A 19957-nucleotide genomic window follows, 5' to 3' on the forward strand; every position below is an offset into this window, starting at 1 on the left:
AGAGTAACTTCGAGATCAGGTTGGGCCAGGAAATGGCCCAACCTGGCCTCGGATTACTCTAGGGGACCGGGCATGCGTTTTCTTGTTTTTCAACATCTGGATGTCGAGCATCCCGGGGTGTTCCGGGAATTCTGGGACGACGCCGGCCACGAGTGGGTCGGGGTCGAGCTGGACGCGGGGGAGCCCATCCCCTCCCTGGACGGATTCGACCGTCTGGTGGTCATGGGCGGGCCCATGGACGTCTGGCAGGAAGACGAACATCCCTGGCTGAAGCCCGAGAAGGAAGCGATCCGCACCTGGGTGCAAACCCTAGGGCGCCCGTATCTCGGGGTCTGCCTGGGTCATCAGCTTCTGGCGGCGGCCTTGGGCGGAGAGGTGGGCATGATGGCGCGGCCGGAGGTCGGGCTTTCCACCGTGTCCCTGACCGACGCGGGCGTGGCCGACCCGGTGCTGGGCACGCTTTCCCAGCCTTTTCTCACCTTCCAATGGCATGGGGCCGAGGTGGCGCGTCCGCCCGAGGGCGCCGTGGTCCTGGCGGCCAACGCCGCGTGCCCGGTGCAGGCGCTGCGCTGGGGGCGCCATGCCTATGGGCTTCAGTTCCACATGGAAATCGGCCCCGCCTCGGTGGGCGAGTGGCGCGCCGTTCCCGCCTACGCCGCCAGCCTGGAACAGGCGCTGGGGGCGGCGGGGGCGGCGGCCCTCGACGACACCCTGGCCCCCCACTGGCCGACATTCCGGGCCTCGGCCCAGGGGCTGGAGCGCGCCCTGGCCGCGCTGTCCTGAGGAAGGCGCGCCGCCGGCCGGGAAGGCGGCGCGTTTTCAGGGTCGTCCGGAGCCGGAAGAAGAAAAAACGCGGGCTCACCGGCAGGGCCTGGGTGTGTCATAATAAGCAAACAAGTACCCAATAAAGTAATAGAAGATTCGATTCCAGCCTTTAAGCGCGAGTTCTCCCTCATTGGATCGATAAAGACGCATTCTGGTGAGAAAATTAGGGATCTCTCTTGACAGGATGAAGACGGTCGGAGGATACCGTCTGTCTCTTGTGCGGTCGTCGCGGGTTTTGTCCCGCTTGCTAAGGGAGGCCGCACCAAACACGAGGGAATGAACCCGATGTCTTCGATTGCTCAAGGGGCCGCCGCGCCAAAGCTGGGAAATCCGGCCGTTCTTGGTCTTGCTGGATTCGGTCTGACGACGCTTCTTCTTCAGTTTCATAACCTGGGCCTGGCCGGAACGGGTCCCGTTGTCTGGACCGGTTTGATTTTTGGCGGCCTGGCTCAGATGATCGCGGGCCTTCAGGAGCAGAAGTGCGGCAATAATTTCGGGTATTCCGCGTTCACCTCGTTTGGTGCTTTCTGGATCTCGCTGGTTTTCATTTTTCTTGGAAACAAGTTCGAGATCTTCGCCCTGTCGTCGACCGATCTGGGGTATTTCCTGCTGGCGTGGGCTTTGTACACCGCCATTTTGTGGGTGGCGTCGGCGCGCATTCACATGGCGATGTTCCTGACCTTCACCACTCTTGAGATCGGCTTCATCTTGCTGGTGCTGGAGAAGTTCGGGTTTGGCGCGTCCTTGGGCTGGTGGGCCGGTGTTGACCTGACCGTGTGTGCCCTGCTCGCCTGGTACATGATGGCGCACACCATTTACCGCGATCTGTTCGGCCGCGATATTCTTCCGGTGGGCAAGCCGCTGGTGCAGTAACGAAGGGTGGCACGACCCCGGCCGGGGTCGTGCCCCTTCCAAACAGCGTGCCTGTTCTTCCCGCCGGACCCGGGGTCATGTCCTTCCCCACCGGGTCTTGATGGGGGGCGAGGGGTGGGTCAGGCCGCCACGGGCAGGGGGAGGGTGGACGCGGGCAGAATGACGCCGCCCTGGGTGGTCTGGGCCGCCCGCGCGCTGAGCGGCAGGGCCTGCACCCGGTGCGCCGTTTCATGGGGCATGACGATGCCAAAGGCCGCCGCCGCCCGGAAGCCGAACCGGCTGTAATAGGCGGGATCGCCCACCAGCACGACCATGTCGACCCCCAGCCGCCGGGCTTCGCCCAGGGCGTGGTGCATCAGCGCCGCGCCAATGCCCATGGCCTTCAGGGCGGGGTCAACGGCGATCGGGCCCAGCAGGACGGTGTTCAGCGGCTGTCCCAGCGCGTCGCCGCCCGACAGGGTGACGGGCCAATGCCGCACCGTGCCGGCCAGGGCGTGGTCGATCAGGGCGGTGAAGCACAGGGGGGCCAGGGGCGCGACCCCGTCCCGGTACCGGTACGAGGTCTTGGCGGTCCGCCCGGGACCAAACGCCTGATCAAGCAAGGTCTCGATCGACGCGGCGAAAACGGGCAATTCGTGCTGAAGGACGAGCATTCTGGAAGATCCCGGAAAAAAGGGGGCACGAGCGGATCGGAAAACCGCGCGTCACGGCGCCACCCAGCGGGATCGGAAAACAGGAAAAACGATCGCGGTCCCTGGGGTCTAGGCGACGGCACGCCTCCGCGCCATGGCGCGGAAGCCGGTTCGTCGTCGCAGACAGAGCATGACCGTTGGAGACAAGGGTCCCACCTTCCAAAAAGAACGGTGCTGTGAGTACACGACGCCAACGCCCCTGTCAAGGCGTGTCGATAGGTTTCGCAGGGCAATCGGTTCACCCGGTTGCCCTGAAGGGTTTCGGGAGCGGAAAACGGCGTGGGTCAGGGAGTGTCGGAGGAAGACACGAGGCCAAGCAGGCGTTTGACCGGCAGCTTCATGGGGACGGGCTGTTGCAGGGAAGCCCGGTCCCCTTCGCCCAGGAAATCAACCGTCCAGACATCGGAACGTTGTGTAAAGGCTTCAACTTCGCGGTTAATGGTATCCACCAGCAAATAGGCATGAAGCCCGGGCAGTCGCCGGTACGAGGCCCACTTGCGCCCGCGATCGCGCAGTTCGGTGCTGCCCGACAGGACTTCGACAACGATGACCGCGCTGGCAATTTCCCGGGTCGTGGTTTCGGCCAGGGCTTCGCGCGAGACCACCATGACATCGGGCAGGAAACGATCCTCGCCAATGCGCAGCCACGGACCCGCCGTCACCGCGTCGAAGCCATGGTCGCTGAGCACCGCCCGGAGCGCGAGCCCGACCCCCAGGACCGCGCGCGCATGGTCGCGTGTTCCCGTGGCCTGCAAAACCGGTTGTCCGTCGATGAACTCGGCGCGGTCGGCGACCGAATCGGCATACGACACGAACTCGGGCCAGGACCAGATTTGCGGCTGGGGCCGAAGAAGGGAGGACATCCGCACACCTCGCGGGCTGAACAGGTGTTCGCCATGCTGCGAAGGAAAGGGGCAGGGGCATGCCCCTGGAGGGCCGGGGGTGAGTCGGTCAAGGTGCTCCATGCCGTTGGAAAGGCACGGCTGTCCTTTGACTCCCGGTCGACAATGACGGACAGATCATAAGTATAGAGATCCGGTTCCCTGCTTTCAAGTTGGTTAACGCGGGTCGGGTTGGGGGGGCGACCAGGGCGGACACAAGGCGGCGACGGCGGCCAGGATGGTCCGGGTCGAGGCATCGGCCTGCCCCGTGACCGCCGACGGCCGGTAGTGGCGCTGGAAGGCGCGCACGGCCGCCGCCTCGTCGGTGGTGTCGTATCCCATGCGCGTCAGAAGGTGGGTTTCGTCTCCGGCCGGGGGCGCCGTGGCGTCTGCCGGCGGCACGCCCAGGCCGACCCCGGCCCGGGCCAGGCGCGGCCAGTCGAACAGTTCGCCGGGGTCCTCCTTGCGCGTGGGGGCGATGTCGGCGTGGGCGACCACGTTCCAGGGCAGGAGGGCATGACGGGCCACGATGGCGGCGCACAGATGCTCGACGGTGGCCATCTGGGCCTCGGGAAACGGGCGGTAGCCGAACTCATGGCCGGGGTTCACGATCTCGACTCCGATCGAGCGGGCGTTGATCGCCCGCTCGCCCCGCCAGAACGCCCGGCCCGCGTGCCAGGCCCGGCGTTCTTCGTCGACCAGACCCACCAGGCGGCCGTCCTCGTGCACCAGCCAGTGGGCACTGACCTGGGCGGCGGGGTCGGTCAGGCGCGCCAGGGCCGCCTCGGCCGAGGGCATCCCGGTGTAGTGAATCACCAGCATGTCGATGGCCTGGTCCCTGGGGCGGGCGTCGTGGTTGGGGCTGGCGATCCACGTGGGCGTCATCGGGGATCCTTGGCGGGAGTGAGGCAGGGCTCCTGCGGCCCCGGCTTCCGTTATGTCACGAAGCCGGCCGGGCCCAAAGCCCCAGGCCCGTTTTCCGGCCGGCCTTGCGCCGCCTCGGGCTTTCCTGTCGGGGACGGCACGAAAAAGGGGGCGCGCCACGCCCCCTTCGTGTGAAGGCAAAAAGCCGGTTATTCCCCCAGCACGAACAGGGGCACCCTTCCGCACGGAAGGGGAGCCGTCGACAGGGCGGTGAAGGGGGTGGCATTCAGGTGATGTTCGATGTGCCGGGCCAACTCGTGGCTTTTCAAGACGACCTCGGGGTCCTCGCACACCACCGCCCGCAGGCGCCGGGCCAGGGCCCGCAGCTCCTGCTGGCTTTCGGATTCGGAAAGGTCGAGCGGCGTAATCGCGTTCATCGGGGATGCCATTCCTTGAGAAATCGCCTGGCCGGGGCGCGAAGGCCCCACGCCCTTCTGGCCCCCCTAGCATGACGTGCTCCGTGCGCCTTGCGTCTTGAAGACTCCATGACAAATGCCCGCGAATCGGAATTCCCCTGAAAAACGGCCCTTCGTGGTGCCCGCCCGGGATCACTGCCCCTCTTGCCGCTGAGGCAGGGGCGGCAGGGCGAAGGCGGGCGTGTCGGGACCATCGGGATTGGCGTTGTCGCGGTTGACGGAGCCGTCGCGGCCGATTTCGAAGCCGGGCGCGACATGGCCGATCGCGCGCGGACCCTTGGCATCCCAGGCAATGCCGGGGAGCGAAAACAAGGGCAGGGGGCCGGCGTGCAAAACCCGCCGGCGGACCGACACGGGCACGCTCAGGCTGTCGCCCCGCACCAGGGCCCCCAGCACGACACGGGCCATGCTGGCCTCGGCGGCGCGCATCCAGCCGACGCGGGCGAGGCCGTCGATCAGGGGGAACAGGCCTTCGGTGCTGAGGGAAAGGCCGCCTTCGGGCTGCAGGTCCTTGTCCAGCGTGAACGACCCCGCGCCTTGCATCCGCAAGGGGGGCCAGTCCACGCTCACGCCATCGACCCGCACCAGTCCCTTGGCGTCGCGCCACTGGGGCAGGGCCTGGGCCAGGGGGCCGGGAGGCACGGGGCCGAACACCCGAAGCTCCAGGGCCGCGCGCTCGATGGTGGGGCCGAGGCCCAGCGGCAGGCGCGGGGGCGGCGAGAGGGCGTTTGCGTCGACGACCAGGCTCCAGGCCACGCTTCCCTTGGGGGCGGTGCCGTACAGGGCCCCCTTGAGGGCGTGCACGCGCAAGGTTCCCACTCTCGCCGGGCCCTCGGGCAGGCCGTCCACGCCGGCGCCGCGCACCAGAAGTTCGGCCTCCTCCAGGGCGTCCTCGTCGCCCCGGTCCAGGCGCAAGGTCAAGGTGTCCGCCGTCATCACCAGGCGGCGCGCGGGCGTGCCGGCCCCGGCGGGAAGGATCAGCGTCTGGGGCGCGTGTCCGTCGAGGGTCATGGTCGACGGGCTCATGGGGTTGATGTGCGCCGACACGGTCTCGGCCGACCAGGTCCAGCCCCCCGCCGACGCGGGCGCGGTGATTTCGGGCGCCGTGATCCGTCCTTCCACGGTGGAAGGAAAGCCCTTGATGGCAAAGGTGTCGTAGTTGACCCGGTAGCCTTCCGCCTGGCGCGCGGCGGCCCAGGACTCCAGGTCCTTGCGGACGTGGGCGGCCGCGCTGAACCACAAGGCCAGGTGCGTGAGCGCGAGCACGACCATGAGCGCCGCCGCGCCCATGCCCAGCGTGCGCGCCGTCGGGAACCGGCGGGGCTTGGGACGCACGAGCGTGTCGGGGGAATGAAAGCGGGGGTCGCGTCCCGACAGGGGGCGGCCTTCCGGGTTGCGTTCCGCCGCCTTCTGGGTGGGATCGTTGCGCTTGCGCGCCGACGGAGCCGCGGGCGCGGCGGCCTCAAGCGCGGGAGAGGGCGCGGAGGGCCTGGGGGGAGCGGAGGCGGAAGAGCCTTTTTTTCTGGTTGCCACGCCGGGATCTCCTCGGCTGGTGCACGCGGTCTCTGGCGAAAGGCCTTCCCTCGCCCCACGTTGACAGAACCGGGGGCGGTAGGTGACTCTGCCGCCCCAGACCCTAGCATGGATGATGGGAGCAGGGATACCCGATGACCGACCCCCAGGAAACCACCGACCCGGCTGCGGGCCTGGCATGGGTGTTCGCCTACGGCTCGTTGATGTGGCGTCCGGACTTTCCACACGTGGAAACCCATCCGGCCGTGTTGCAGGGCTATCACCGGGCGGCGTGTATCCTTTCAACTGTATACCGGGGCACGCCGGAGCATCCCGGGTTGGTCCTGGGGCTCAAGCCCGGGGGGGAGTGCCGGGGCCGGGCCTACCGGGTGGAGCCAGACCAGCGTCTGGCGGTGCTCGACGCGCTGCGCGCGCGCGAGATGATCAACGCCGTTTATGTCGAACGCCTGCTGCCCGTGGTCCTGGAAGACGGGCGCCGGGTGGAAGCCTTGTGCTACGTGGCGGATCCGGCGCACCCGCAGTATCGGGGCGACCTGACCCAGGCCGAGGCCGCGCAGCTGATCGTCCAGGGACATGGCGCCCAGGGGTCGGCGCGCGAGTACCTGGAACGCTCGGTGGCCCACCTGGAAGCCCTGTCGGTGTGCGACGAGGGCCTTTATCACCTGCTTCAAGTCGTGCGCGCGTCGGATGGCGGGGGCGATCTGGAGTCGCGACGGGGCGGGGTTCCTTTTTAGACGTCTCGCGCGGAAGAGGGCGACATTCCGGCGCGTGGTGGTGTATAATACCTCCCAAACGCTATCTTCCCCGCCTTTCCTTCGTTCTGGGGACACCGGACCATGGATCAAGTCACCCTCTCAACCGGCACGCAATCGGCCATACGGGCCTTGCAGCAAACGGACCGGGTTCAGTCCACCAACCAGCAGGAGCTGGCGACGGGACGCAAGGATCCCAGGTCCGACGTTATCGCCGAGCTGATTTCGCGCGCGCTCAACGACCAGGCCGCCGACTTGGCCAGCACCAAGGACGAGACCAACAGCGCGCTGAACACCATCCAGGCCGCCGACAATGGCCTCGACGCCATTGAGGAGTCGCTCAAGCTCGCGCGTTCGGTGGCCGAGCAGTATCAGAACACGAGCGATCCCGCCGAACAGGCGCGCCTCCAGGAGCAGTTCGACACCATCGCGAGCCAGATCGATGCCCTGGCCGCCGACAGCCGGGGCGTCAACGGCTCGCTGATCGCCAGCGACGCGCAGGACATGACGGTGAGCTATGGCAGCGCCTCCGATGGCTCGCTGACCGTCGCCGCCAGTCCCAGCGACAGCGCCTCGCTTGGCCTGACCTTGTCGGTCGATTCGGTCGACGCGGCCCTGGCCCAGGTGCGTGACACCCGCCAGACCCTGGATTCCGCCGCCTCCACCCTGGCCGAGCGCAACAACTTCACCGATGCGATGCAAAATAACCTGGAGGAGGGCGCGGCCGATCTCGTTGAAACCGATCTGAACGAGGACGCGGCACAGGCTCTGTCCTTGCAGACCCGCGACCGCCTGGGGGTGGCCAGTCTGGCCATGGCCGCCGAAAGCAACCGGGCGGTGTTGCAGTTGTTCTGATGCCCGTTCCGTCCGGATCGTGCGCGCACCATGCAAGAAACAAAGGGCGAGGAATCCAACTTTTTCGCGCAAGATAGAATGGCTCTCGTTGTGGATTCTTCATTTTAAACGCGGCCTGAGGAAAGAAGGCCGCGTTTTTCTTGTTTTGGGTGATTTTTTCTGTCGTGTCCCGCCGGACGGTGCGCTTTTCGCACTGTCGTCTTAATCTTTGTTGCGCGACTAGAGTGTTCCATTATCATGGGTGATGGTGGCTCAAGGCCATGTCCGGCCGGCGGGGCGTTTCAATTTGAAAACCCCCGACGTTGCGTGAGTCCCTTCAAGCCCATTCCCAGGGGGCGCCGACAAGACGGCGAACGTCGCCCAGAGCGAGACCCGAAAAGTGGGAACCGCTTTTCGGATAAGTCGAGCGTATGAATAAGGAATCAGGGCACCGTGTCCGGGTCCGGTTTGGTGCACGGTGCTTCAAGCGTGCGGAACGTCCCTTTGTTTTTGTCCCTCCGCCTCGACAACTCCGGAGACCGCGATGTCTCGACCAACCATCCGACCAACCAATGTTGAACGGTTTTTCGCCGAAGATGATGTGATCGTCTCGAAAACCGATCTGAAAGGCATCATTACGTATGCCAACAAGATCTTTCTTGATATCGCCGATTATACCGAAAAGGAGGTTGTCGGCCAACCGCATAATATCATCCGCCACCCCGAGATGCCGGCCGGTATCTTTCGGTTGATGTGGGATACGATACAAGATTCCCGAGAAATATTCGCCTATGTGTGTAACATGACCAAGGGCGGGGATCACTATTGGGTTCTGGCGCACGTGACACCAACGTTTAATGAGAAGGGTGTCCCCATCGGCTATCATTCGAACCGCCGGGTCCCCGAGCGTCGGGTGATGCCGGGAATCCAGGAGTTATACGCGCGGTTGCGCGCCGAGGAACGCCGCCATGCCTCGCCACGCGAGGGGGCAACCGCTAGCCTTGCGATTATCAATCGGATGTTGGCCGATAAAGGTGTGTCGTATGATGAATACATCCACGGTCTTTAAGCTCGCCCTGGGGGGCGTGCTGACCGTCGTGACAGCGCTGGCGGCCGCGGGGTGTGGCCTGGCGGGACTGGCGGAGGCGGCGGCCGGGGCAGCCCTGGCCGCGGCCGCGTGCGCGGGGTTCACCTTGTTGTTCGTCCGCCGGGTGATGGCCGAGGTCGACAAGGCCGCCGAGGCCGCCGAGGCGGCGGCGCGCGGGCATCTGGGTGCCCGTATCATGAACATTCACGACACGGGCCGTCTGGGCCAGATGCACCACAATATCAACCACTTACTGGACGTGATCGAAGCCTTCGCCCGCGAATCCGGCGCGGCGCTGGATTATGCCAGCCGGGGCGATTACTTCCGCAAGATCCTGGCGCGGGGCATGGTGGGCGACTTTGGCCTGTACGCGGCCACCGTGAACCGGGGCCTTGAGGCCATGGAAACCAAATCCAACGCGTTTCAGGACAGCGCGTCGCGGATGGGCGCGCGCATCATGAACGTGGTGGGCACGGTGTCGGCGGCCGCGTCGCAGCTGGAGGCGTCGGCGCAAAGCCTGTCGGGGGTCGCCGTCGAAGCCGATCACCAGTCCGCGCGGGTGGCGGCGGCCGCGCGCGAGGCCTCGGCCAATGTGTCCAGCGTCGCGGCGGCGACCGAGGAGTTTTCGGCGTCGATCAACGAGGTGGCCAACCAGGTGGGGCATACCTCGGAGGTGGCAAACGCGGCCGTGGCCTCGGCCAGCGCCGCCGAGCACACCATTACCACGTTGTCCGAGGCGTCGGCCCGCATCGGCGAGGTGGTGGGCCTGATCAACGACATCGCGAGCCAGACCAACCTGCTGGCGCTCAATGCCACCATTGAGGCGGCCCGGGCGGGCGAGGCGGGCAAGGGCTTTGCCGTGGTCGCGGGCGAAGTCAAGAACCTGGCCAACCAGACGGCCCGGGCCACCGACGAAATCGTGAGCCAGATCGACGACATGCGCACGGCAACCGCCGAGGCGGTGGCCGCCATTCAGGGCATCGCCGCGACCATTCGCGACATCAGCGGGGCGGCCCAGGCCATTCATGCCACCGTCGATGAACAGCGCGGCGTGGTGAGCGAGATCGCGGGCAACATTCACCGCGCCGTTGACGGGGTGCACGTGGTTGCCGATGGCATCGCCTCGGTGGCCGATGGCGTGCGGGAATCCACCGGCGCGGTGAACGAAATCACCAGCGCCGCCGCCGACCTGTCGCACAATTCCGAGGGGCTGAGCGACGACGTGCAGAAATTCATCCAGCAAGTGGCCACCATGCGCTGACGGGGGCTTTTGATCACCGCATTGCGCACGATAAGCGGGGGATGCGAAAAAGGGGGCCCGGGCCCCCTTTTTGCTGTCTCAAGGGGCGGCGACTCCGGGGATCACGGCCCGGTCTCGCGGTCGCGGCGCAGCAAGACGAGTCCGGCTCCGATGACCAGCGGCAGGCCCAGGAGGGTTTCCCGGTCGGGGAAATCACCGAACAGGAACCAGCCCAGCCCGGTGGCCCAGACCAGATAGGTGTAGTCAAACGGCGCCACCGTCGAAGCCGGCGCCAGGCGCAGGGCCATGGTCAGCAGGATTTGCCCCAGGCCACCCGCGATGCCCAGGCCCAGAAGCCAGGGCGCCTGATCCCAGGTTGGGGTGACCCACACGACGGGCAGCAGGGGAAGAACGACGAAGGGCGCCACGGCCAGGAACCAGAAGGCGCTGGTGATGCTGGTCATCACCCGGCCCTGGATGCGCAGGGTAATGATCAGCAGGGCATAGGCCAGGGCCCCGGCGAGCGCCAGCAGTCCCCCCGACGACACCACGCCGCCCCCGGGGCGCAAGATCACCAGCATGCCCGCGAATCCGACCAGCAGGGCGATCCAGTGCCGGCGCGAGACGGGCTCGTGAAGAGCCAGGGCGCCCAGCGCGGTGACCAGGAACGGCGCGGCAAACGAAACGGCGGCCACCTCGGCCATGCCCAGCGTGGTGAGGGCGGCGAAGTAAAGGGCCACGCCCGCCAGCCCCAATCCGGCGCGCACGGCCAGGAGCCCCGGGTTGACCAGCCGTCGCTGGGGGGCGGGCTGGCGGAAATACAGGGGGGCCACCACCAGCAAGCCGCCGATCAGACGGAAGAACACCAGCTCCGGCACGGGAAGCGACGCGCCAAGCAGTTTGGCCTGGGCATCCATCAGGGCAAAAAAGGCCATGGCGCCGATCATGCACGCGATGGCGCGACCGGGGCGGTCGATGGACAAATTTGGGGATGTCATGAAGGCTCCGGAATCGAGAGTCCGCAAGCCTACCGTTCTTCGCGAGAATCCCCAAGCTGTCTCGGGTTGATCCCGGACGTGTTTTTCTGTACGAGCATGGATGAAAGACTATATGAACGCCGACAGTTTACACGCGGAAGCAGGTTGCCTTAAGATGGCCTTCATTTCGAGTCCTAATCAATCCAAGGTCAACTCGGGCCTCTGGCGTCGCGGATTTTTCGGCCCATATAGGGGGCGGACGATCCAAGGGCCGAGAGGGAGTTCCCCGAACGCTCAGGGGAACAAGGTCCATCAGGGCACTTCCTGCCCGCCACTGGTCGACTCTCGCCAAGGGAGCGGCGCACTGGCCCTTGAACGGCCTTAGGGAGGACATGACCATGAAACAGGCTGCCCTGCGCATCAGTCGCGGCCCTTCTGCTGGGGCCTCTCCTCGCCCGTGGCGCAAGGGGCGGGCCCTGTGGCCCGATCCCTATCCCGGGACGGAGGAGCCGACCCTGGATGATCTCTTCAACGATGACGTGATGCAGTGCGTGATGATCAGCGACCGTGTCGCGCATGAAAGCCTGGCTTCGCTGATCGAGACCACGCGCGGCCGTCTTGGCCTGTAATCCGCTCCTCGCGGACCTGTCGCGGGCCCGCCGTCGCGCGGACCCGCCCCCGGGCCAGGAGAAGCATGCCATGCCGGCCAGGAAAACGGCCCCGTCGGGCACGGCGCGCGCGATGGCGTGGCGGTCTGCCGGACGCGGGAACTTGGCCCCTTGATGTTCCCTTGATCGCGTCGTCTTGCGCTCCTTTCCTTTGATCAATGACAATTCGCAAGACGAGAAAAAGGGAAAAACGGTATTCTCTCATACCCGGGATTGAGAGAGGGGCCGGCTGTCCGGCCCCTCTCTTGAGGCCGTTCATACGGACGATGGAGAGAAACACATGAATGCGAAACGCATCCCGAGTCGATGGGGCGTCGCCGTTGCGGTTCTTGGTGGGGCGTTGATGCTGGCCGGGCCTCTGGCGGCCCAGGGCATGGGCGGCGGTCCCGGCATGGGCATGGGCGGGGGCATGGGGCGGGGCATGCAAGGAGGCGGCATGCGCCAGGGCGTGCTGCCGCCCGATCCCGCCACCTTGGAGACGCTGAAGGGTCAGTTGGGGATCAGGCCCAATCAGGAAAAGGCGTGGGACACGTATGCCGAGGGCGTGCGCAACGCGGCCGATTTCCGCTCGGCCATGCAGGCTTCCCGCCCCGCCACGCCTGCCGAGCGCCTGAGCGAGCGGCCCGAGCGCCAGATGGCGGCCGGCGACGTGCACCGCGACATGGCCGACCGGCGCAAGGGGCTGTGGGATGTGCTGGATTCCAAGCAGCGGGCGATTCTCGACAAGGAAGCCCCGTTGCCCCCGGGCCCGCCGGGCATGACCGCGCCGCAATAACGCCTTGAGGCCGGGCAAGGCTGTCTTGCCCGGCTTCCGGGGGCGGGAGTTCCCGGGAAATCCGCCACCCCCCGATGAACAGCCGGGGCAACCGGGTTGGTCCGATTGCCCCGGCAAGACAAGGAAGGGCTCCCGGGGTCAGCTCACCGCGCTGGCCAGGGCGGCGGTCAGGCGGCGGGCAAAGGCCACCGGGTCGGCCGGGGCGTCGCCTTCCAGGATGCGGGCCTGATCCATCAACAGATGAGCGGCATCCTGAAGGCGGGCATCGTCGGCCGGGGCCTCGGCGCAGCGTTTCGCCAGGGCGCGGATCAGGCCATGGCGCGGGTTGATTTCCAAAACGCGGTCGTCGGGCAGGTCGGTGGACTGGTTGGCCTGGCTCAGCAGCTTGCGCAGGTGCGGGCTGAGCGAGCCTTCCTTGGCCACGAGGCAGACGGGGCTGTCGGTGAGGCGGCTGGACGCGCGCACGTCGGCCACGTCCTTGCCCAAGGTGGCGCGCAGGGCGGCGATCAGGCGATCAAGCTGTTCTTGGTCGGTGGGGGCGCGTTCCTGCGCTTCCTCGGCGGTTTCGGGCTCGGTCAGGGGCAGGGCGTCGAGGTCGGCCCCGGCGGCGGCCACGGGCTTGAGCGGCTTGTCGTGGACGGTGGGAACGGCGCTGACCCAGAATTCATCAATGGGGTCGGTCAGAAGCAGGACCTCGATCCCGCGCGCGAGGAAGCCTTCCACCTGCGGGCTGCGGGCCAGGGCGTCGGCATCGTCGCCGGTGATGTAGTAAAGGGCCTTCTGGCCTTCCTTCATGCGCCCGGCGATGGTTTCCAGCGAGACCGGCGTGGTCGAGGCCGTGGTGCGGAAGCGGGCGAGGCGCAGGATTTCGTCCTTGCGCTCGAAATCCTCGTAGATGCCTTCCTTGAGCACGGCGCCGAACTGGGTCCAGAAGGTCAGGTAATCCTCTTCGTTGTCGCGCGCGCGCCTGGCCATCTCGTCGAGCAGGCGCCGGGTCAGGCCCGAGCGGACCTTGCGCAGGCGCGGGTCCTCTTGCAGCATTTCGCGGCTGACGTTGAGCGGCAGGTCCGAGGAATCAACAACGCCGCGCACGAAGCGCAGGTACGAGGGCAGCAGGGCTTCGCAGTCGTCGGTGATGAACACCCGGTTCACGTACAGTTTCAAGCGCGGCTTGCGCTCGGGCGTGAACAGGTCGAAGGGGCGTTCCTGGGGGATGAACAGAAGGCCCGTGTATTCCATCACGCCCTCGGCGCGGAAATGCACGGTGTGCCAGGGGGCATCCATGCCGTGGGCGACGTGGCGGTAGAAGGCCGTGTACTGCTCCTCGGTGATGGTATCGCGCGGGCGCGTCCACAAGGCGCTGGCTTCGTTCACGGTTTCCAGGGTCGGGGTGCCATTTTCGTCGTGGCCCACGAACTCGACCGGAATGGCGATGTGATCCGAATAGGTGCGCACGATGGTGCGCAGGCGGTGTTCGTCCAGGAACTCGTGGGCGTCCTCGCGCAGGTGCAAGGTGATGGCGGCGCCCCGCGTGGCCTCGGGCGCCTCGGCGATCGAGAAGGTGCCCGATCCGCCCGACGTCCAGCGCCAGCCGTGCGCATCGCCCGCGCGGCGCGTGACCACGTCCACCCGGTCGGCGACCATGAACGACGAGTAGAACCCGACGCCAAACTGACCGATCAGCGACAGGTCGGCTTTATCGTCGGCTTGGCGCGCCTTGACGGCCTCGGCGAAGGCCTGGGTGCCCGAGCGGGCGATGGTGCCCAGGTTGTCCACCAGTTCCTGGCGGCTCATGCCAATGCCGTTGTCGGCGATGGTCAGGGTGCTGGCTTCCTTGTCCACCGACAGGCGGATGCGGAAGGTGGCGTCTCCTTCCAGTAGCGCGGGCTCGGTCAGGCCTTCATAGCGCAGCTTGTCGCACGCATCCGAGGCATTCGAGATCAGCTCGCGCAGGAAGATCTGCCGGTCGGAGTATAGCGAATGAACGACAATATCCAGAAGTTTCGAGACTTCGGCTTGGAAGGACAGGGTTTCCTCGGACATGACCGGGCCACTCTTCTCTATTTGTGTTTACAGGATGAAACGGGATCCTCCGGCCCCCTGGTTCGGGCCGCCCGGGACCGGAGCGCGCCCCACATATGAGGCCCTCGCGCGCGCGACGCAAGAGAGCCGTGCCCTTGTCCCTCCTTGCCCGCCGGGCAGGTATCCGTTCCAAGCCAGGAAACGTTTTGTGATTCGAATTGTGGCCCGAAGGGCTTGACCCCGCCCCCAAAAATCGGCTTGGCTGAGGGGGTCCGTCCTATCCGACTCCTCATGAGGGAGAGCTCCATGCAGAGTCCCGCCCAGATCGTCTTTCACGGAATCGACCACTCCGACGCCGTCGAGGAAAGGATCCGTGAAAAGCTTGCCAAGCTGGAGCAGTTCCATAAGAACATCACGGCCTGTCGCGTGGTGGTGGAACTTCATCACAAGAACACGTCCCAGGTCCATAAGCGCGGAGAGCCGTTCCTGGTGACGATTTCCGTCAGTGTCCCCGGCGAGGAACTGGTGGCGTCCTCCGATCCTGGCACGCCCGACGGGTTGAAGGCGCACGAGGATATCGGGCTTGCGCTTCGCGATGCGTTCGAGTCCATGGAACGCCAGCTGCGTGATCTGGCCGATCGCCGCAAGTCCGAGATGAAGGCGGTCGTGGCCGACTGATCGCAAGCCCCGGGAAGGCGCCCGCCTTGGCGTCCCGCGTGTCGTTCGGGCTTGCTTTTTCGCACGGCGCGCGCAACGGTGTGCCTGTCATGACGGACCCAGGCACACCGGCCCGCATCACGGCCGTACTCGGCCCCACCAACACCGGCAAAACCCACCTGGCCATGGAACGCATGCTTGGCCACGCGTCGGGGATGATCGGGTTCCCGTTGCGCCTGCTCGCGCGCGAGAACTACGACAAGGCGGTGCGCCGCATGGGCGCGACCCGGGTGGCCTTGGTGACGGGCGAGGAAAAAATCATCCCCCCCCGACCGCTGTACTACGTGTGCACGGTCGAAAGCATGCCCGTGGATCGGCCGGTTGAGTTCCTGGCCATCGACGAAATTCAGCTGTGCGGCGATCCCGATCGCGGCCACCTGTTCACCGACCGCCTGCTGCACGCGCGCGGCCGGGTGGAAACCATGTTCCTGGGCGCCGAAACCATGGCGCCCCTGATCCGTCGCCTCGTGCCCGGCTGCACGTTCGATACGCGGGAGCGCTTTTCGCGCCTGACCTGTTCGGGGCACGGGCGCCTCACCCGCTTGCCCCGGCGCTCGGCCGTGGTCGCGTTTTCCGCCGACGATGTCTATGCCATCGCCGAGTTGACCCGCCGCCAGCGCGGCGGCGCCGCCGTGGTCATGGGGGCCCTGAGCCCGCGCACCCGCAACGCCCAGGTGGCCTTGTACCAGTCGGGCGAGGTGGATTACCTGGTGGCGACCGACGCCATTGGCATGGGCCTGAACATGGACATCGACCATGTGGCCTTTGCCGCGCTCGACAAGTTCGACGGTACCTGGCAGCGCGCCTTGACCCCGCAGGAAGTGGCCCAGATCGCCGGGCGGGCCGGACGGCATCGCAACGATGGCACCTTTGGCACCACCGCCGACGCCCGGGCATTGTCGGAAGACATGATCGCGCGCATCGAGGCCCACTCGTTTCCGGCCCAGCGCACGATCTTCTGGCGCAATTCCGCCCTTGACTTCCGCTCGGTTCGGGGACTGCTGTCATCCCTGGCGGCTCCGCCTCCGGCGGAAGGCCTGATCCGGGCGCGCAGCGTTGGCGATCAGGAAGCCCTGGAGGCGCTCACCCGCGATCCCGAGATCCTCGGCGCCGCCAGCGGCGTTGACCGGGTCGCGCTCCTGTGGGATGTCTGCCGGGTACCGGATTTCCGCAAGCTGCAGGCGGAAAACCATGTACGCTTGCTAGGCCAGATCTATCGTCATCTGGTCGGGGCGAAGCGGGTCCTGCCCGACGACTTCGTGGCCGGACACGTGCGACGCCTTGACCGGGCCGACGGTGACATTCATGCCCTGGTCGATCGAATCGCAGCCATCCGCGTGTGGACCTACGTGTCCCATCAGGCGGGCTGGACGACCGACCCGGGCCATTGGCAAGGCATAACACGCGCGATCGAGGATCGCCTGTCGGATGCCCTGCACGACCGCCTTACGCAGCGGTTCGTCGATCGGCGAGCCGTGATCCTCCTGCGCCGTTTGGGAGAACGCGCAATGCTCGAAGCCGAAGTGGCGGCCACCGATGGCCGCGTCCTAGTGGAAGGCCAAGACGTGGGCCGGCTGGTGGGGCTGACGTTCCATCCGGAACAAACCGGGGAACGGGAAGGAGACCGCGCCGTGCTCAATGCCGCGCATCAGGCGCTACGCCGCGAAATCGGCGAGAGGGTCGCGCGACTGGCCGCCGACGGGGACGACGCCTTCTCCCTGGATGCCAACGGGCGCCTGCTGTGGCATGGCGATCCGATCGCCCGCCTGGAAAAAGGCCCCCATCCGTTGCGCCCGGGGGTCACCCGGCCCTCGAACCCGTTCCTGGACGAAGCGCAGCTCGATACCGTTGCCTTGCGTTTGAAGACGTGGCTGGACGGTCAGCTGCAATTGCGCCTGAAGCCTCTGATGGATCTGGAGACCGCGCCCTTGCAAGGCGCGGCCCGGGGGCTGGCCTACCAGGTGGCCGAGAATCTGGGCACGCTGCCCCGCACCGGGGGCGCCGACCAGATCGACCAGCAGGTCCGCGCGCTGGGCGACGTGGACCGCAAGGCCCTGGCCCGGGCCGGCGTGCGCCTGGGCGTTGAATGCCTGTTCATGCCCGAGCTTCTCAAGCCCGAGCCCCAGCGCCTGCTGGCGGTGCTCTGGCGCCTGTTCCATGGCCGCAGTGGGGGCGAGGTGCCCACCGACGGCCGGGTGTCCTTCCCCGCCGACAAGCGCGTGCCCCACGCCTTTTATCTGGCCATCGGCTACCGGGTGATCGGGGCCAAGGCGCTGCGCGTGGACATGGTCGAGCGTTTCGCCGCCGATATCCGCCGTCTGGTGCGCGAGGGACTGCGCAAGCCCGAAACGACCCCCGCCGAGGGTGCGGACGCGTCCGGGGGCGAGGAAGCGCAGGCCGACGCAAGCCTCTCCGAGATCGTGACCACCGAGGTTCCCTTGGAGGACGCGCCCGCGCCCGAGGCTCCCGTGCCGGAGACGGCGGACGACGAAGCGCCGGCGGCGGTCGAGGAAACTCCGGAAGTCCCGCAAGAAGCACCCGAGGGCGAGGCCGTCGAGGCCGAGGCCGCGACGGAGGAAACCCCCGAGCCCGCCGAAGCCGCCGACACGGCCGAGGGCACCGGGGACGGGGAAACCGAGGACGCGGAAGCCCGTCCGGCCCGCGAGCCGCGCGTGATTCCGGAAGCCCGTCCGGGCGAAGTCCGCCTGCCACCCGAGGTTCTGCCGCAGCTGGGCATCGGTCTGGATGAAGGCGCCCAGGTGCTGCTGGCGTTGGGCTATCGCGCGCGCCAGGACGAAGGCGCGGTGTTCCTGCGCCCCGGACGGCGCAAGCCGGCGGGAGCCCCGCCCGGTCGCGGCCGGGGACGCGGGCGTGGTCGCGCCGACGCCGCCCCGGGCACCGGAGCCCCGGAAGGCACGGCCGAGGGCGAAGGCGCGGGACGCGGGGGGCCGCGCGGCGGCCGGGGGCCGGGACGCGACCGGCGACCCGACGAGCGCGGGGAGCGCGGCGAGCGTGGCGCGCGGGGTGATCGGCCCGACCGCGGAGAACGCGGCGAGCGTCCCGATCGCGGGGAACGGGGTGAGCGTCCCGATCGCGGCGATCGTCGGGGCGGCAAGGGGCAGGGCCCCCGCCGGGGACCGGGCGAAGGTCGGGCCCCGTCGTCGCAGACCATCGATCCCGACAGCCCGTTCGCGATTCTTGGCACCTTGCTCAAGCGCTGAGGTCCCATGCACGACAAGGCCCCGGACGGGGCCGGGGGCGCCGACATTCCGGCCGGCGCCCAACGCCTGGACAAGTGGCTCTGGTACGCGCGTTTTTGCAAAACGCGCACCCTGGCGCAGGCGTTGTGCGGGGCCGGGCATGTCCGGCGCGACGGCCAGGCCCTGCTGAAACCCTCCACCCTTGTGCGCCCGGGCGATGAACTGGCCTTGTTGCTGGGCCCGGTGCAGCGCCATGTCGTGGTCCGCGCCCCGGGCACCCGGCGCGGTCCGGCCCCCGAGGCCCAAACCCTGTACGACGAACCCACCCCCCCGGTGCGCCTGGTCGATCCCGTCGCTCCTCCCGGCGGCGTGCGCGAGGCCGGCTCCGGCCGCCCGACCAAGAAAGACCGCCGCGCCCTGGATCGCCTGCGCGGGGGGGACGAGTAGGGGGCGAGGTGCGATAGGGCTTGCGCCCTGTGGGGACTGCCGTCCCCACGCCCCCGCTTGGGGAAGCGTGCTTCCCCAAACCCCAACGGTTTTGACTTTCCAATACGGCGTATCTGGTTTTGAACCAGGGCGGGCCCTTGCCGCGTGGCGCGCGCGGCACGGTGCGCGTCGAGCGCTTGCTGATTTGATACGAACGCTTATTCATTGCTACTCTCTGGTTTCGGGCGTACCATTCTCGCGGATAAAAAGGTCCGTGATCACTCGAATGGGTGATGAACTGGGCCAGGAGAGACCAGGAGAATCAGAATGGTTCAATCCTCTGGGGTTGGCGGTACGTCGGTTTCTCCCTACGCCTTGGGGCTGGAGAGCAGCCGGGCGCGAACCAGCCAGAACGACGCAGCCGAAACACAAGGAACGACAACGGCCGCAAGCGCCCAAAGCGCGGCCTCCACGGCGGCTTCGGCCCGGGTGGACGCGGCAGGCCTGATCGCGGATCTGGAAGAGCGCTTGGGTGCCAAGGTTGGCGTGGGCGCCTGGGGTGGCGAGGCGCAGGCGCGGGGCCTGGTGGCCAGCGGGGTGAAACGATCCGTCACCATCGATCCCGCCGCCTTCGAGCGCATGCAAACCGATGAAACCTTCCGGGCCAAGGTGACCAAGGATCTGGAAGACGTCGACGCGGCCTTGAAGGCCCAGCCGATTCCGGGGCTGGTGTCGCAGGGCATGGTGGTGGACGCCGAGGGCAACATCAGCACATGGTCGGTCAGCCAGACCTCGACCGAAGGTCCCGGCGACCGCCGGAAGGAAGACGAAAAGGCCCGGGCCGCCAAAAAGGACGAAGAGGAACGCGCGGAGGAAGCCCGCCAGAAGCGGGCCGAGGAACGCGAGGCCCTGCTGGAGAAAGCCGGGGCCGACGACACCCAACCCCCGCCGCCCCCCGAGCCGGAGCCCGAAACGGCCCCCGCAGCCCCGGACAATACCGCCGCCGACGCCTTGGTCTACGTGCAGTCGATGGCCCGCCTGGGAGTGCCGGTCAACCTTCAGGCTTGAGCGCCGCCGGGGCTGGGAAGGGGAAATGGGAAGGGGAAGGGGGGGGC

General features: G+C 67.2%; 19 protein-coding genes. 12 read left to right on the plus strand and 7 right to left on the minus strand.

Annotated features, from left to right (window positions below):
- Nucleotides 1-72 precede the first annotated feature (72 nt).
- Together ROR02_RS02625 and ROR02_RS02630 are read left to right on the plus strand one after the other, a co-directional pair.
- Nucleotides 73-783, plus strand: coding sequence for a type 1 glutamine amidotransferase (locus ROR02_RS02625; protein WP_147162455.1), 711 nt, complete (start codon nt 73-75; stop codon nt 781-783).
- A gap of 327 nt (nt 784-1110) precedes the next feature.
- On the plus strand, nt 1111-1698 hold the full coding sequence (locus ROR02_RS02630; protein WP_147162456.1) for an acetate uptake transporter: 588 nt from the start codon (nt 1111-1113) through the stop codon (nt 1696-1698).
- Between the two features lie 119 nt (nt 1699-1817).
- On the opposite strand, the gene ROR02_RS02635 is transcribed toward ROR02_RS02630, so the two are convergent.
- The 5 genes from ROR02_RS02635 to ROR02_RS02655 form a co-directional block, all read right to left on the minus strand.
- Nucleotides 1818-2351, minus strand: coding sequence for a GNAT family N-acetyltransferase (locus tag ROR02_RS02635; RefSeq protein ID WP_147162457.1), 534 nt, complete (start codon nt 2349-2351; stop codon nt 1818-1820).
- A gap of 323 nt (nt 2352-2674) precedes the next feature.
- Complete coding sequence (locus tag ROR02_RS02640) at nt 2675-3253, minus strand: Uma2 family endonuclease (RefSeq protein ID WP_170244923.1); 579 nt, start codon at nt 3251-3253, stop codon at nt 2675-2677.
- A 195-nt stretch (nt 3254-3448) separates the two neighbouring features.
- On the minus strand, nt 3449-4156 hold the full coding sequence (locus ROR02_RS02645; RefSeq protein WP_147162459.1) for an N-acetylmuramoyl-L-alanine amidase: 708 nt from the start codon (nt 4154-4156) through the stop codon (nt 3449-3451).
- A 188-nt stretch (nt 4157-4344) separates the two neighbouring features.
- A complete protein-coding gene (locus ROR02_RS02650; RefSeq protein ID WP_147162460.1) occupies nt 4345-4572 on the minus strand; it encodes a hypothetical protein in 228 nt (75 codons plus the stop codon).
- Between the two features lie 171 nt (nt 4573-4743).
- Nucleotides 4744-6144, minus strand: a complete 1401-nt coding sequence (locus tag ROR02_RS02655; protein WP_170244924.1) for a DUF2125 domain-containing protein — start codon at nt 6142-6144, stop codon at nt 4744-4746.
- A 134-nt stretch (nt 6145-6278) separates the two neighbouring features.
- Here ROR02_RS02655 and ROR02_RS02660 point away from each other — a divergent pair, with 134 nt between their 5' ends.
- The 4 genes from ROR02_RS02660 to ROR02_RS02675 all read left to right on the plus strand — a co-directional run bounded on the left by ROR02_RS02660 (nt 6279) and on the right by ROR02_RS02675 (nt 10078).
- The gene (locus ROR02_RS02660) at nt 6279-6878 is read left to right on the plus strand and encodes a gamma-glutamylcyclotransferase (protein WP_147162462.1); all 600 of its coding nucleotides are present in this window, start codon (nt 6279-6281) and stop codon (nt 6876-6878) included.
- Between the two features lie 102 nt (nt 6879-6980).
- Nucleotides 6981-7751, plus strand: a complete 771-nt coding sequence (locus tag ROR02_RS02665; RefSeq protein WP_147162463.1) for a flagellin — start codon at nt 6981-6983, stop codon at nt 7749-7751.
- 523 nt (nt 7752-8274) lie between these two features.
- Complete coding sequence (locus ROR02_RS02670) at nt 8275-8799, plus strand: PAS domain-containing protein (protein ID WP_147162464.1); 525 nt, start codon at nt 8275-8277, stop codon at nt 8797-8799.
- The gene (locus ROR02_RS02675) at nt 8774-10078 is read left to right on the plus strand and encodes a methyl-accepting chemotaxis protein (RefSeq protein ID WP_147162465.1); all 1305 of its coding nucleotides are present in this window, start codon (nt 8774-8776) and stop codon (nt 10076-10078) included. Before ROR02_RS02670 ends, ROR02_RS02675 begins: the two co-directional genes overlap by 26 nt.
- A 101-nt stretch (nt 10079-10179) precedes the next feature.
- On the opposite strand, the gene ROR02_RS02680 is transcribed toward ROR02_RS02675, so the two are convergent.
- Complete coding sequence (locus tag ROR02_RS02680) at nt 10180-11055, minus strand: DMT family transporter (RefSeq protein WP_147162466.1); 876 nt, start codon at nt 11053-11055, stop codon at nt 10180-10182.
- Nucleotides 11056-11432: 377 nt separating this feature from the next.
- On the opposite strand from ROR02_RS02680, the gene ROR02_RS02685 reads away from it, so the two are divergent.
- Together ROR02_RS02685 and ROR02_RS02690 are read left to right on the plus strand one after the other, a co-directional pair.
- The gene (locus ROR02_RS02685; protein WP_147162467.1) at nt 11433-11663 is read left to right on the plus strand and encodes a hypothetical protein; all 231 of its coding nucleotides are present in this window, start codon (nt 11433-11435) and stop codon (nt 11661-11663) included.
- 319 nt (nt 11664-11982) lie between these two features.
- The gene (locus ROR02_RS02690) at nt 11983-12477 is read left to right on the plus strand and encodes a Spy/CpxP family protein refolding chaperone (RefSeq protein WP_147162468.1); all 495 of its coding nucleotides are present in this window, start codon (nt 11983-11985) and stop codon (nt 12475-12477) included.
- A gap of 138 nt (nt 12478-12615) precedes the next feature.
- On the opposite strand, the gene htpG is transcribed toward ROR02_RS02690, so the two are convergent.
- Nucleotides 12616-14520: a molecular chaperone HtpG gene (gene htpG, locus ROR02_RS02695; RefSeq protein ID WP_147162469.1), complete on the minus strand. Its 1905-nt coding sequence runs from the start codon at nt 14518-14520 to the stop codon at nt 12616-12618.
- Between the two features lie 285 nt (nt 14521-14805).
- Here htpG and ROR02_RS02700 point away from each other — a divergent pair, with 285 nt between their 5' ends.
- The 4 genes from ROR02_RS02700 to ROR02_RS02715 all read left to right on the plus strand — a co-directional run bounded on the left by ROR02_RS02700 (nt 14806) and on the right by ROR02_RS02715 (nt 19910).
- Entirely contained in the window at nt 14806-15177 is a 372-nt protein-coding gene (locus ROR02_RS02700; protein WP_147162470.1) for an HPF/RaiA family ribosome-associated protein, read from the plus strand.
- 89 nt (nt 15178-15266) lie between these two features.
- Entirely contained in the window at nt 15267-18437 is a 3171-nt protein-coding gene (locus ROR02_RS02705; RefSeq protein WP_147162471.1) for a helicase-related protein, read from the plus strand.
- A 6-nt stretch (nt 18438-18443) separates the two neighbouring features.
- The gene (locus ROR02_RS02710; protein ID WP_147162472.1) at nt 18444-18863 is read left to right on the plus strand and encodes an RNA-binding S4 domain-containing protein; all 420 of its coding nucleotides are present in this window, start codon (nt 18444-18446) and stop codon (nt 18861-18863) included.
- A gap of 306 nt (nt 18864-19169) precedes the next feature.
- Nucleotides 19170-19910, plus strand: coding sequence for a DUF6033 family protein (locus tag ROR02_RS02715; RefSeq protein WP_147162473.1), 741 nt, complete (start codon nt 19170-19172; stop codon nt 19908-19910).
- The last annotated feature ends 47 nt before the right edge of the window (nt 19911-19957 follow it).

This window comes from Pararhodospirillum oryzae (assembly GCF_007992075.1).
GTDB classification, from domain to species: domain Bacteria; phylum Pseudomonadota; class Alphaproteobacteria; order Rhodospirillales; family Rhodospirillaceae; genus Pararhodospirillum; species Pararhodospirillum oryzae.

Bases quoted from the DNA above. Each gene is read 5' to 3' on its own strand.
- ROR02_RS02645 (WP_147162459.1), bottom strand. From the start codon at position 4,156: ATGACGCCCACGTGGATCGCCAGCCCCAACCACGACGCCCGCCCCAGG.
- ROR02_RS02700 (WP_147162470.1), top strand. From the start codon at position 14,806: ATGCAGAGTCCCGCCCAGATCGTCTTTCACGGAATCGACCACTCCGAC.
- ROR02_RS02665 (WP_147162463.1), top strand. From the start codon at position 6,981: ATGGATCAAGTCACCCTCTCAACCGGCACGCAATCGGCCATACGGGCC.
- htpG (WP_147162469.1), bottom strand. From the start codon at position 14,520: ATGTCCGAGGAAACCCTGTCCTTCCAAGCCGAAGTCTCGAAACTTCTG.
- ROR02_RS02685 (WP_147162467.1), top strand. From the start codon at position 11,433: ATGAAACAGGCTGCCCTGCGCATCAGTCGCGGCCCTTCTGCTGGGGCC.
- ROR02_RS02710 (WP_147162472.1), top strand. From the start codon at position 18,444: ATGCACGACAAGGCCCCGGACGGGGCCGGGGGCGCCGACATTCCGGCC.
- ROR02_RS02635 (WP_147162457.1), bottom strand. From the start codon at position 2,351: ATGCTCGTCCTTCAGCACGAATTGCCCGTTTTCGCCGCGTCGATCGAG.
- ROR02_RS02670 (WP_147162464.1), top strand. From the start codon at position 8,275: ATGTCTCGACCAACCATCCGACCAACCAATGTTGAACGGTTTTTCGCC.
- ROR02_RS02690 (WP_147162468.1), top strand. From the start codon at position 11,983: ATGAATGCGAAACGCATCCCGAGTCGATGGGGCGTCGCCGTTGCGGTT.
- ROR02_RS02705 (WP_147162471.1), top strand. From the start codon at position 15,267: ATGACGGACCCAGGCACACCGGCCCGCATCACGGCCGTACTCGGCCCC.
- ROR02_RS02625 (WP_147162455.1), top strand. From the start codon at position 73: ATGCGTTTTCTTGTTTTTCAACATCTGGATGTCGAGCATCCCGGGGTG.
- ROR02_RS02650 (WP_147162460.1), bottom strand. From the start codon at position 4,572: ATGAACGCGATTACGCCGCTCGACCTTTCCGAATCCGAAAGCCAGCAG.
- ROR02_RS02630 (WP_147162456.1), top strand. From the start codon at position 1,111: ATGTCTTCGATTGCTCAAGGGGCCGCCGCGCCAAAGCTGGGAAATCCG.
- ROR02_RS02640 (WP_170244923.1), bottom strand. From the start codon at position 3,253: ATGTCCTCCCTTCTTCGGCCCCAGCCGCAAATCTGGTCCTGGCCCGAG.
- ROR02_RS02660 (WP_147162462.1), top strand. From the start codon at position 6,279: ATGACCGACCCCCAGGAAACCACCGACCCGGCTGCGGGCCTGGCATGG.
- ROR02_RS02715 (WP_147162473.1), top strand. From the start codon at position 19,170: ATGGTTCAATCCTCTGGGGTTGGCGGTACGTCGGTTTCTCCCTACGCC.
- ROR02_RS02675 (WP_147162465.1), top strand. From the start codon at position 8,774: ATGATGAATACATCCACGGTCTTTAAGCTCGCCCTGGGGGGCGTGCTG.
- ROR02_RS02680 (WP_147162466.1), bottom strand. From the start codon at position 11,055: ATGACATCCCCAAATTTGTCCATCGACCGCCCCGGTCGCGCCATCGCG.